This window comes from Streptomyces sp. NPDC060002, from assembly GCF_042737245.1.
Taxonomy (GTDB): Bacteria; Actinomycetota; Actinomycetes; order Streptomycetales; family Streptomycetaceae; genus Streptomyces.
In genome coordinates this window covers 1-12,165 of sequence record NZ_JBHWUW010000108.1, presented here as the reverse complement: position 1 = coordinate 12,165, position 12,165 = coordinate 1, and the positions used below count along the sequence as shown (strand labels likewise).

The window sequence follows — 12,165 nt, the reverse complement described above, 5'->3', positions numbered from 1 at the left end:
GGGCCGGGTCGCGTGCTGCGAGCCGGCCCGGCGAACCCCTTCGTGAGCGCCTGCGGGCGGTTACTCCTTGACGAGCTTCCAGGCCGTCGGGAGCAGGCCCATCGCGAGGACCGCCTTGACGGCGTCGCCGATCAGGAACGGGGTGAGGCCGGCCGCGATCGCGGCGGAGGCGGACATGTCGGCGGCGTAGGCCAGGTACGGGACGCCGACGAGGTAGATGATCGCCTCGCCCAGGAGCATCGTGGCCGCCATGCGCGGCACGGAGCGGTCGGCGCCCCGGCGGGCCAGGGCGCCCACGGCGGCGGTCGCGAGGATCATGCCGAGGATGTAGCCGAAGGAGACGGAGACGCCGGAACCGCCGCCCGCGAACCACGGCACACCGGCGAGACCGGCCAGCGCGTAGACGGCGAGCGAGGAGACCCCGCGGCGGACGCCGAGGGTGGTGCCGACGAGCAGCGCGGCGAAGGTCTGGCCGGTCACCGGGACCGGGGAGCCGGGGACCGGGACCGCGATCTGGGCCGCGAGGCCGGTGAGCGCGGCACCGCCGAGCACGAGCGCGATGTCCCGGACACGGGAAGCGGGGAGGAGGTCGGCGAGGACCCTTCCGGGACGAGCGGGGGTGACGGCGGCGGTGCTCATGGGGACTCCGCGGGACGGGGACGGACGGGACACGGCGACGCTATCCCAGGGGGGTCGAGACGATCACCGTCCGCGGTCGACAAACGGTCGAGCGCGAGGTTGGTGGGCTCCTGACAAAGGGTGGGGGTTACACGCGGTACGAGGTGACCCTGGTCACTGAGGTGGAGTGGTTCGGGATACGCGAGCATCCCGGGCGGTCTCTGTAGGGTTTCGCCAATCGAACGGTGGCCGTCTCGCCCGTCGGTCGCCATCTGGGCAGGGCTGGCCCCCTTTGCTAGCTTCGAGCCATGGTTGCCCAGGCCCAGTCCCTGAACTTCTCGTCGCGTCGCCATGTCGACCTGCGACGCGTGGGCGCGGCCGCCTGTCGCCCTCCGGTGTGAGGCGGGCGGAGCCGATCATCCGGCGCGCCGCGCTCCACAGACGGCGCAGTGTCGGACCGGCTCCCGACTTCCGAGGAAGTTCCCCATGCCCCGTACCGCGGTTCCTCCCGCCCCGGCCTCTCCCCTTACCCGGGTCGCCGACAGCGACCGGCGGCGCACCAGCGCCAGTGTGATCATGCGGTCCGTGCTGGAGCACGGGCCGGTCGCGCGCTCCACCATCGCCCGGCTCACCGGGCTGTCCCCCGCTTCCGTCACCGATCACTGCGCCCGGCTCACCGGGCTCGGGCTGATCCGGGAGGCGGCGGCGCCCCGGCGCAGCAACGGGGTGGGCCGGCCGCACGTTCCGGTGGACCTGGACGACTCGCGGTTCGTGGTGGGCGGGGTGCATGTGGCGGTGCCGTACACGACCGTCTCGCTGCTGGATCTGCGCGGCCGGGTGGTGGCACGGCGGGAGTTGAAGCATCGGGGCCGCCTCGAACCGTCCGACCTGCTGGCGCGGGCCGCCGACGGGCTCGGCGCGCTGCTGAGGGAGACTCCCGGCTGCCGGGCCCTCGGCGTGGGGGTGGCCGTGGGCGGCTGGGTGGACCGGGATTCGGGGACCGTCGTCGAGCATCCGCTGCTGGGCTGGCGGGACGTGCCGGTGCGGGAGGCGGTCGGCGCGTACACCGGACTGCCGGTCCAGGTGGACGGGCACGCGCGGGCGTTGGTCAACGCGGAGCGGCTGTTCGGGCAGGCGCGCGGTGACCTCAGCGTGCTGCACCTGTTCGTCGGGAACGTGGTCGACGCGGCGTTCGCCACGAACGACGAGGTGCACCACGGGCCGCGTTCGCAGGCGGGCGCCATCGCGCATCTGCCGTTGGCCGGCGGCACGGAGCCCTGCGAATGCGGCCGGGTCGGCTGCCTCCAGGTGGAGCTGAGCGAGCGGACGTTGTGCCGGCGGGCCCGGCAGGCCGGGGTGATCGACGGGGTGAACCCGATGCACGTGGTCGCCGCGGCACAGGCCGGTGACCCGGTGGCCGCACGGCTGTTGCGGGAGCGGGCGCGGATGGTGGGCCGGGCGGCCGGGCTGCTGCTCGACGTGCTCAATCCGGAGCGGGTCGTCGTCACCGAGGTGGGCGTGCTGTTCCGGGAGGACTGCCTCGCCGCGCTGCGGGACGAGGTCGGGGCGGGGCGCTCCGCCGCCGTCTCGCCGAGCAGTTTCCCCGACTCGGTGCTGGCCGTGGCGGGCGGGGCGGTGGCGCTGGACGTGCTCTACCGGGATCCGCTGGCCTCGTCGTGGCCTCGTTCTCATGGCGTCCCACCTGAGTCGAGTTAATTCAGAAACTCCGAATGTTGACAGGCCCCACACGTGAACAGGAACATCTTTCTCATGAGCTGTCGCACTTTCTGTTGCTGACGCCCCGGCGCGCCGGGAGCGCGTCCTTCTCCTGCCTTTAGCCGCGGGAATCCCTTGCGGATCCGTTCGGATCGCTTCGGATTCATTTCGGCTTCGTTGCAGACTTCATGCGGATTTCCTGCGGATTCCTCTCGGTTCCCGCAGAACCATTGCAGCCTCGGCCCGCTCGCCTCGGCCCGCTCGCCTCTGCCTGCTCCTGCCCGCTTGCCTCTGCCCGCTTCCTTCTGCCTGCCTTGTCTCCGTTTCCCCCTGGGGGTTCTCCCGTGCCTGTTTCCCGTACGACCGGTGTCGACCGGCGTCTCTTCCTCGCCTCGCTGCTGGGCGCCGCCGCCGGTGTCGCCGGGCTCAGCGGCTGCGCCGAGAGCAGTGCCGCCACCGGTGGCAAGGGCGCCTCCACGGCCCCGCTCGCCGACAAGGTGCCGGCCGGCACGAGCCTGAAGATCGCTTCCTACCAGGGCTCGCAGCAGTTGCAGCTGAAGCTGGCGAAGCTGCCCGAACTGCCCTTCACGGTGTCGAGTTGGCTGAACATCGGGGCCGGCCCCGACGTCATCAACGCCTTCCGTGCGAAGTCCCTGGACGTTGCCAACAACGCGGGCATTCCGCCGATCCAGGCGCATTACCAGGGCTTCGACGCGAAAATCGTCGCGATCAACATCACCCGCAGGCCGAACTACGTCTTCGCCACCAAGCCGGGCAGCGACATCAAGACCGTCGACGACTTCCGCGGAAAGAAGCTGGCGTTCTCCCAGGGGCAGGCGCAGGGCGTCGTGCTGCTGCGGGCGCTGAAGAAGGCCGGCCTGAAGTACGACGACGTGAAGCTGGTCCCGCTGACCAGCAACCAGTTCCTCACCGCCCTCCAGTCGGGCCAGGTGGACATCGCCCCGCTCGGCAACACCCAGTCGCCCGCCTACCTCAAGCAGTACGGGTCGAAGGGCGCCCGCATCATCGCCACCGACGTCGTCGACCTGCTCAGCCTGCTGTGGGCGCCGGCGTCCGTGCTGAACGACAAGGCGAAGGCCGCCGCCGTCGCCGCGTACATCCCGCAGTGGGCGCAGGGCCTGGTGTGGAGCTACGAGAACCCGGACGCCTGGAACGAGGAGTTCTACGTCAAGACGCAGAACCTGACCCTCGACCAGGCCAAGTCGATCACCGCGCTCGCCAACAAGCCCCTGTTCCCGCCGAGTTGGGACGAGGCCATCAAGTGGGAGCAGGAGACCGCGGACCTCCTCGCGGAGGGCGGATTCGTGAAGAAGTTCGACGTCTCCTCGCTGTTCGACCACCGCTTCGAGGGCATCGCCGCCAAGTCCGTGGCAGCCGAGTACCGGAGTTGACCGCCATGACCACCAGCGCAAGCACGAGCACGAACGCAAGCACGAACACGAACACGAACGCCGGCGCGAACACGGACACCGGCGCGAACACGAACGCCGGCGCGAACACGAACGCCGGCGCGGCCGAGACCGCGGTCCCCGCCGGCGTCGTCACCGCCGTCACCGCCGACGATGCTCCTCGAGGCCGCCGCCGACAACGACGCCGTGGCCTGGCTCCCGGCAAACCGTGGCCCGCCTCCAGGCTCGTCGGGCCCCTGCTGCTCATCGTCCTGTGGGCCGCCGCCTCGGCCGCCGGGCAGCTGGACACCGGGGCGATCCCCGCGCCCTGGACGGTGCTGAGGACCGGCGTGAACCTGTGGACCGACGGGACACTGACCACCGACGTCCTCACCTCGCTGGAGCGCGCCGCCTACGGCTTCGCGATCGGCCTGACCGCCGGGGTGGTGCTCGCGCTGGCCTCGGGGCTGACCCGGTCCGGTGAGGCCCTGATCGACGGGACCGTGCAGCTCAACCGGGCGATCCCGACCCTCGGTCTGATCCCGCTGTTCATCCTCTGGCTGGGCATCGGCGAGACCTTCAAGATCGCGATCATCGCCATCGTCGTCTACATCCCGATCTACCTCAACACGCATGCCGCGCTGTCCGGCATCGACCACCGGTTCGTCGAACTCGCCGAGGTGCAGGGCCTGTCGAAGGTCCAGTTCATCCGGCAGATCGTGATCCCCGGCGCACTGCCCGGATTCTTCGTGGGACTCCGGCTCGGGGTGACCGGCTCCTGGCTGGGACTGGTGGTCCTGGAGCAGATCAACGCCACCAGCGGCCTCGGCTACATGATGTTCCAGGCCCAGAACTACGGCCAGTCGGACGTCATCCTCGTCGGCCTCCTCATCTACGGCGTCTTCGGTCTCCTCTCCGACACCGTGGTCCGTCTCATCGAACGGAGGGTGCTGTCGTGGCGCCGCACACTGAGCAGCTGACCCGCTCCACCGCCGTCCGGCTGCGCGGCCTGACACGGTCGTTCGAGGACCGGACGGTCCTCGACGGCATCGACCTGGACATCCCCGCCGGCCAGTTCGTGGCGCTCCTCGGCCACAGCGGGTCCGGCAAGAGCACCCTGCTGCGGGCGGTCGCCCACCTCGACCACGAGGTCGTCGGCAGCGGGCAGCTCACGGCCCCGGAGCGGGTGTCGGTGGTCTTCCAGGACTCCCGGCTGCTGCCCTGGCGGCGGGTGCTGGACAACGTACTGCTGGGTCTCGACGGCAAGGAGGCGGAGCACAAGGGCCGCGAGGCCCTCGCCGAGGTGGGGCTGAAGGGCCGCGAGCGGGCCTGGCCCAACGAGCTGTCCGGCGGTGAGGCGCAGCGCGCCGCGCTCGCCCGCTCGCTGGTCCGTGAGCCCGAACTCCTCCTGGCCGACGAGCCGTTCGGGGCGCTGGACGCCCTCACCCGGATCAAGATGCACTCCCTGCTGCGCGAGCTGTGGGAGCGCCACCGGCCTTCCGTGCTGCTCGTCACCCACGACGTGGACGAGGCGATCGTGCTCGCCGACCGGGTCCTCGTCCTCGACCACGGCCGTATCGGCCTCGACCTGACCATCGACCGCCCGCACCCGCGCTCGTACCGGGACCCGCTGCTCGGCGAGTACCGCGAACGGCTGCTCGCCGCCCTGGGCGTCACGGAGGACCACAAGTGACCACGGCTCACCACGGACGACAGCTCCACCTCAACGCGTTCCTGATGAACACCGGACACCACGAGGCGTCCTGGCGGCTCCCGGAGAGCGACCCGTACGCCCACGTGGAGCTCGACCACTACGTCCACCTGGCCCGGATCGCCGAACGCGGCACCTTCGACTCCCTGTTCCTCGCCGACGGCCCGCAGCTCTGGGGCAACATCGCCCAGCGCCCGGCCGGCTCCCTGGAACCGCTCACACTGCTCACCGCGCTGGCGACGGCCACCCGGCACATCGGCCTCATCGCCACCGCCTCCACCTCCTACAACTCCCCCTACAACCTGGCCCGTAAGTTCGCCTCCCTCGACATCATCAGCGGCGGCCGGGCGGGCTGGAACATCGTCACCACCGCCGGCGCCGAGGCCGCCCGCAACTTCGGTCTGGACGCCGAGCCCGCGCACGCCGAGCGCTACGCCCGGGCCGGCGAGTTCCTCGACGTGGCCCTGAAGCTCTGGGACAGCTGGGAGGACGACGCGATCGTCGCCGACAAGGCGGCCGGCGTCTGGGGCGACGACACGAAGGTCCACCCGCCCCGGCACCAGGGCACCTACTTCAGCGTCGAGGGCGCCCTCAACGTCCCACGTTCGCCGCAGGGTTACCCGCTGCTGGTGCAGGCGGGGTCGAGCGAGGACGGCAAGGCGTTCGCGGCCCGGTACGCGGAGGCGGTGTTCACCGCGCAGCAGACGCTCGCCGACGCGCAGGCCTTCTACGCCGACCTCAAGTCCCGCACCCGGCAGGCGGGCCGGGATCCCGAGCACATCAAGGTGCTGCCCGGGATCGTCCCGGTGATCGGCTCGACGGAGGCCGAGGCACGCAGACACGAGCAGGTCCTGGAGGACCACATCGTGCACACGCACGGGGTCCAGCGGCTGGAGCAGCTGCTCCAGCTGGAGCCGGGCGCCCTGGAGCTGGACTCGGAGCTGCCCGCCGATCTGCCGCCGGAGAGCGTGATCGAGGGCGCCAAGAGCCGCTACACCCTCGTGGTGGAGCTGGCCCGGCGCGAGCGCCTCACCGTGCGGCAGCTGATCGGGCGGCTCGGCGGCGGACGCGGGCACCTCACCTTCGCGGGTACGCCCGAGCAGGTCGCCGACACGATCGAGAGCTGGTTCACCCAGGGCGCCGCCGACGGGTTCAACATCATGCCCGCGGTGCTGCCCTCCGGTCTGGACGCCTTCGTCGACCACGTCGTGCCGATCCTGCGCGCCCGCGGTCTGCTGCGCACCGAGTACGGCCCGCGCACGACCCTGCGCGAGAGGTACGGCCTCCCGCGCCCCGCCAACCAGTACGTGAACGCAGCCGCAACCGCCCTCGTCTGACCTTCGCCCGAAAGGACTTCCCATGAGCATCGAGATCCGCAAGGTCACCGCGAACATAGGCGCCCAGGTCTCCGGCGTCGACATCGCGAAGCCCCTCGACGAGGAGACCTACACCGCCCTGCGCGACGCGCTCAACGTCCACAAGGCCCTGGTCTTCGACGACGTGAACCTGGACGACGAGGGCCAGCAGGCCTTCGTCCGCCACTTCGGCGACCTCACCACCGCCCACCCGACCGTGCCGGCGATCGACGGCGCCCCGAACGTGCTGCCGGTCGACAGCGAGCGCGGCCGCGCCGCCAACCACTGGCACACGGACGTCACCTTCGTCCTCAACCCGCCGCAGGCCAGCACCCTGCGCAGCCTGGTCCTCCCGCCGTACGGCGGCGAGACCCTGATCACCAGCTCGGCGGCCGCCTACCGTCAGCTGCCGGAGCCGCTGAGGCAGCTCGCCGACAGCCTGTGGGCCGAGCACACCAACGACTACGACTACGCGGTGCCGCAGGAGACGGTCGACGAGGAGCAGGCCGCCGCGCGCGCCCAGTTCACCTCGATCAAGTACCGCACGGTCCACCCGGTGGTCCGCGTACACCCGCTGACCGGCGAACGCGGCCTGTTCATCGGCGGGTTCGCCCAGCGCATCGTGGGCCTGTCGGTGGCCGAGTCCCGCAAGATCCTGGACCTGCTCCAGTCGTACGTCACCCGGCCGGAGAACATCCTGCGCCACCGCTGGTCGGAGAACCAGCTGGTCCTGTTCGACAACCGCATCACCCAGCACTACGCGGTCGACAACTACGACGGCCGGCCCCGCCGGCTGCACCGGGTGACGGTCGCGGGCGACATCCCGGTCGGCATCGACGGCAAGGAGAGCTACTCGATCGAGGGCGACGCGGCGCACTACACCTCCGTAGCCGCCTAGCCGCACCGCGTGACCGGTCCGTCCGGAATGTGGGCAGCCCCTCCGCCCGAGCGGAGGGGCTGCCCAGACTGTGGGCGTTTTTGCCCATCTCACGTACTGGACGAACCGCGCCCATGCCCAGCAGCACCACCGTCGGGACTCCACCGGAGCCGGACGTCACCCTGTCCCACGGCCTCAAACAGCGCCATCTGTCGATGATCGCCCTCGGTGGTGTCATCGGCGCCGGGCTCTTCGTCGGCTCGGGCGCGGGGATCGCCGCCGCCGGTCCGTCGATCGTCCTCGCCTACGCCCTCTCCGGCCTGCTCGTGATGCTGGTGATGCGGATGCTGGGCGAGATGTCGGCCGCGTATCCCTCGTCGGGCTCGTTCTCGGCGCACGCCGAGCGGGCCTTCGGCCCCTGGGCGGGCTTCACCGTGGGGTGGGCCTTCTGGGTGCTGCTGTGCACGGCCGTCGGCCTGGAGGGCATCGGCGCCGCGAAGATCGTCACGGGCTGGCTGCCGGGCACGCCCGAGTGGGCCTGGGTGGCCCTGTTCATGCTCCTGTTCTGCGGGACGAACCTGGCCGCGGTGAAGAACTTCGGCGAGTTCGAGTTCTGGTTCGCGGCCCTGAAGGTCGGCGCGATCACCCTGTTCCTGGTGCTGGGTGTGCTGGCCGTGGCCGGTGCCCTGCCGGGGACTGACTCCCCGGGGGCGTCCCATCTGGGCGAGCTCTTCCCGCACGGCGGCGAGGGCCTGGTCGTCGGCCTACTCGCGTCCGTCTTCGCGTACGGCGGCCTGGAGACGGTCACCATCGCCGCCGCCGAGTCGGAGAACCCGGTCCGGGGCGTGGCGAGCGCGGTCCGCACGGCGATGTGGCGCATCGCCCTGTTCTACGTCGGCTCCATGGCGGTCATCGTCACCCTCGTCCCCTGGGACGCGAAGGCGGTCGTCGAGAAGGGCCCCTACGTCGCCGCTCTCGACCGGCTCGGCATCCCGGGGGCCGGCCAGGTCATGAACGTGGTGGTGCTGGCCGCGCTGCTCAGCGCCATGAACGCCAACGTCTACGGCTCCTCGCGCATCGCGTACTCGCTGGTGGAGCGGGGCCACGGCCCGAAGGCGCTGGGCCGGGTCTCGGGCGGCGCGCCCCGGATCGCGGTGCTCGTCTCCTGTGTCTTCGGCTTCGGCTGCGTGCTGCTCAGCCACTGGCGTCCGGACGACGTCTTCCCCTGGCTGCTGAACATGATCGGCGCGGTGATCCTGGTCGTCTGGATCTTCATCGCGTTCTCCCAGCTGCGGCTGCGGGGCCGTCTGGAGCGGGAGGCGCCCGAACGGCTGGCCGTCCGGATGTGGGCGTTCCCGGTGCTGACCTGGGTCGCGCTGGCGGGGATGGCGGCGATCTTCGTCCTGATGGCGCGGGAGCCGGGCACCCGGGTGCAGCTGTACTGGTCGGGCGGGATGACGGCGTTCCTGGCGGCCGTCGGGTACGCGTGGCAGCGGCGGCGGAGGCGGGCCACCGCCTGACCTGCCCGTCCCCCCTTTCCCCGGGCCCCTCTCCCCCCGGCCCCTCTCCCCCCGGCCCCTCTCCCTCCGGCCCCTCTCCTCGTGCCTCTCCCCCCGCCCTCTCCTCGGCCTCTCCCCCCGGCCCCCTGTCGGCCCTCACGCGAAGGACGCGTGGGGGCCTTCTCGTTGCCGCCACGCCCCTCGTTCTTGCCCGGGACCCCCTTCTTGTTGCTAGCCTGCACTTGCAAGTTACTTGCAATAAGAGGTTCGAGGGGACCCCGCATGCCCGTCTACACGCTGCCCGAACTGCCCTACGACTACTCCGCGCTCGCGCCCGTGATCAGCCCGGAGATCATCGAGCTGCACCACGACAAGCACCACGCGGCCTATGTGAAGGGCGCCAACGACACCCTGGAGCAGCTGGCGGAGGCACGGGACAAGGAGCAGTGGGCGGCCCTGGGCGGCCTGGAGAAGAACCTGGCCTTTCACCTCTCCGGCCACATCCTGCACAGCATCTACTGGGCCAACATGACCGGCGACGGCGGCGGCGAGCCCCGCGCGGCGGACGGCCTCGGCGACCTCGCGGACGCGATCACCGACTCCTTCGGCTCGTTCGCCGGCTTCAAGGCCCAGCTGACCAAGGCGTCCGCGACCACCCAGGGTTCCGGCTGGGGCGTCCTCGCCCACGAGCCGCTCAGCGGTCACCTGATCGTCGAGCAGGTCTACGACCACCAGGGCAACGTCGGCCAGGGTTCCGTGCCGATCCTCGTCTTCGACGCCTGGGAGCACGCCTTCTACCTCCAGTACAGGAACCAGAAGGTCGACTTCATCGAGGCGATGTGGGCCGTCGTGAACTGGCAGGACGTGGCCCGGCGTCTCGAGGCCGCCAGGTCCCGCGCGGATGTGCTGCTGCTCGCCCCCTGAGGCAGCCGTGAAGCGTCCTGCCTCGTGATCGTCTTCTCACCCTTCACGGCGGCAGGCGGAGTGAGGGAACGGCCCCGCGAGGACATGACTCGCGGGGCCGTTCCCGTGCGTTCCGCTCCCGTGTGCGGGGGCGGGCGCGGGGGCTTCCCAAGGGGCCGCGTTCCGGGTGACAGTGGCCCGCATGGGTCTTCCGAAGCGGCGTTGCCCCAACTGCGGGGACACCGAGCAGCACTTCCGGCACCTGCACGGCCCCGAGCGGGCCTTCGCCCTGACACAGACGCGGGTGCTGGTGCACAGGGCGGATCTCGACAAGTACCGGCGCTGCACCCGCGAAGGCTGTGTGCGGGTGCAGTCCTACTTCAACTGGAGGTCCGGCTTCGATCTTCCGGAGGAGTTCCGGACGCCGCCGCAGACGGCCGCCTAGGCGCTGCCTCCTCGCCGCCTCCTCGCCGGCCCCGCGCCGCCTCCTCCCCGCCTCCTCGCCGGCCCCGGCCGGGGGGTATCCCCCCGCTCCGGGTCCACCGATCGGTGGACGGGAAGTTCAACCGGGCACCTCTGTCCGCCAACTGCCCTGTCCGGACACGCTTTTGGGCATGAAGTCACTCACTGTGCGCATCGCGCGTTCCAGCGCGCGGCACCCCTGGCGGGCGATCGTCGGCTGGCTGGTGTTCGTGGTGCTGTGCCTGGCGGCCGGCGGTGCCGTCGGGATGAACAGCGCGAGGACGGCCGACTACCGGGTCGGCGAGGCCGGCCGGGCCGAGGCCGTCGCGACCGAAGGACACCTGGAACGCAGATCCGCCGAGCAGGTGCTGATCTCCGCGAGGTCGGGCGCCCTCGACACCGAGGCGGCCCGGTCCGCCGTCCGGGATCTCACCGCCCGGATGGAGCGGCTGACCGAGGTCGCGGAGGTGGCCGCGCCGGTCCCCTCCGCCGACGGCCGGATCCTCATGGTCGAGGTGGCCCTGAAGGGCGAGGAGCGGGACGCCAAGGACAAGGTCGACGCGCTCACCGCGCAGACCGCGGCCGTCCAGCGGACCCACCCGGAGCTGCTGCTCCAGGAGACCGGCAGCCCCTCCATCAGCAAGGGGGTCGACGAACAGCGCGGTGACGACCTCGCGCTCTCCGAGAAGATCACCCTGCCGGTCACGCTGCTGACCCTGCTGCTCGTCTTCGGCTCGCTCACCATGGCCGCCGTGCCGCTGCTGCTCGCGCTGTCGTCGATCGCGGCGGCCGTCGTCGTGGTCGACGACCACACCGTGATGCGGGCCGGGGTGGTGGCCCTGCTGGCCGGTGAGGACGGCATCGAGATCGTCGGCGAGGCGGGTGACGGCCGCGCCGCCCTCGAGCTCGTCGAGCGGCACGACCCCGACGTGGCTCTGGTCGATCTGCGGATGCCGGTCCTCGACGGGGTCAGGACGACGACGGAGATCGTCGCCCGCCATCCGCGCACCCGGGTGCTGATCCTGACGACGTACGACACGGACGCGGACATCGAGCGCGGGGTGGAGGCCGGCGCCATCGGCTATCTGCTGAAGGACACCACCCGCGAGCAGCTCGTCGACGCGATCCGGGCAGCGGCGCGCGGGGAGACGGTGCTCGCGCCCCGGGTGGCTCAGAAGCTGGTGGCCCGGCTGCGGCGCCCGGTCCAGGAGGCGCTGACCGCCCGGGAGACGGACGTCCTCGGCGCGGTCGCCGACGGGCTGACCAACGCCGAGATCGGCCGGCGTCTGGTGATCTCGGAGGCCACCGTCAAGACCCATCTGCTGCGCCTGTTCGCCAAGCTCGACGTGAACGACCGGACCCGGGCGGTGGTGGTGGCCATGGAGCGGGGGCTGCTGCGCCGGCCGTGACTCAGGGCTTGCCGCCCAGCCGGTCGTTCCGGCTGCGGGCCGAGTGCGGTACCGAGGTGTCGATCTCCGTCACGGGGTCCGTGGTGCCCCGCGAGCGGCGCTCGCGGGGGCCCCCCCCCCGCACCGGGTGGGGTAGTGCGGGGCCGTGGTGGGGGGGGGCGTGTTGGAGTATGAAACCGGGGCCGGGGGGGCGGCGGCGGTGGCGG

11 protein-coding genes are annotated in these 12,165 nt (G+C 71.4%); 10 read left to right on the top strand and 1 reads right to left on the bottom strand.

Annotation, left to right across the window (positions count from 1 at the left end):
- Positions 1 to 60 precede the first annotated feature (60 nt).
- Positions 61 to 639 (bottom strand): biotin transporter BioY, encoded by a 579-nt coding sequence (locus tag ACFWBD_RS40910; protein WP_385679128.1) that lies wholly within the window; start codon positions 637 to 639, stop codon positions 61 to 63.
- A gap of 465 nt (positions 640 to 1,104) precedes the next feature.
- Between ACFWBD_RS40910 and ACFWBD_RS40905 the strand changes: the two genes are divergently transcribed.
- The 10 genes from ACFWBD_RS40905 to ACFWBD_RS40860 all read left to right on the top strand — a co-directional run bounded on the left by ACFWBD_RS40905 (position 1,105) and on the right by ACFWBD_RS40860 (position 11,959).
- The gene (locus ACFWBD_RS40905) at positions 1,105 to 2,334 is read left to right on the top strand and encodes an ROK family protein (RefSeq protein ID WP_385679125.1); all 1,230 of its coding nucleotides are present in this window, start codon (positions 1,105 to 1,107) and stop codon (positions 2,332 to 2,334) included.
- 344 nt (positions 2,335 to 2,678) lie between these two features.
- Complete coding sequence (locus ACFWBD_RS40900; protein ID WP_385679122.1) at positions 2,679 to 3,746, top strand: ABC transporter substrate-binding protein; 1,068 nt, start codon at positions 2,679 to 2,681, stop codon at positions 3,744 to 3,746.
- Between the two features lie 5 nt (positions 3,747 to 3,751).
- Positions 3,752 to 4,723 carry an ABC transporter permease gene (locus ACFWBD_RS40895; protein ID WP_385679119.1) on the top strand — a complete coding sequence of 324 codons (972 nt, stop codon included), beginning with the start codon at positions 3,752 to 3,754 and terminating at the stop codon, positions 4,721 to 4,723.
- On the top strand, positions 4,699 to 5,436 hold the full coding sequence (locus tag ACFWBD_RS40890) for an ABC transporter ATP-binding protein (RefSeq protein ID WP_385679115.1): 738 nt from the start codon (positions 4,699 to 4,701) through the stop codon (positions 5,434 to 5,436). Before ACFWBD_RS40895 ends, ACFWBD_RS40890 begins: the two co-directional genes overlap by 25 nt.
- A complete protein-coding gene (locus ACFWBD_RS40885; protein ID WP_385679112.1) occupies positions 5,433 to 6,791 on the top strand; it encodes an LLM class flavin-dependent oxidoreductase in 1,359 nt (452 codons plus the stop codon). Before ACFWBD_RS40890 ends, ACFWBD_RS40885 begins: the two co-directional genes overlap by 4 nt.
- Before the next feature lie 22 nt (positions 6,792 to 6,813).
- Positions 6,814 to 7,707, top strand: coding sequence for a TauD/TfdA dioxygenase family protein (locus ACFWBD_RS40880; protein WP_385679109.1), 894 nt, complete (start codon positions 6,814 to 6,816; stop codon positions 7,705 to 7,707).
- 113 nt (positions 7,708 to 7,820) lie between these two features.
- Complete coding sequence (locus ACFWBD_RS40875) at positions 7,821 to 9,206, top strand: amino acid permease (protein WP_385679106.1); 1,386 nt, start codon at positions 7,821 to 7,823, stop codon at positions 9,204 to 9,206.
- A gap of 261 nt (positions 9,207 to 9,467) precedes the next feature.
- A complete protein-coding gene (locus tag ACFWBD_RS40870; protein WP_385679103.1) occupies positions 9,468 to 10,109 on the top strand; it encodes a superoxide dismutase in 642 nt (213 codons plus the stop codon).
- A 181-nt stretch (positions 10,110 to 10,290) separates the two neighbouring features.
- Complete coding sequence (locus tag ACFWBD_RS40865; RefSeq protein ID WP_385679100.1) at positions 10,291 to 10,533, top strand: hypothetical protein; 243 nt, start codon at positions 10,291 to 10,293, stop codon at positions 10,531 to 10,533.
- Between the two features lie 169 nt (positions 10,534 to 10,702).
- A complete protein-coding gene (locus ACFWBD_RS40860; RefSeq protein WP_385679097.1) occupies positions 10,703 to 11,959 on the top strand; it encodes a response regulator in 1,257 nt (418 codons plus the stop codon).
- Positions 11,960 to 12,165 lie beyond the last annotated feature (206 nt).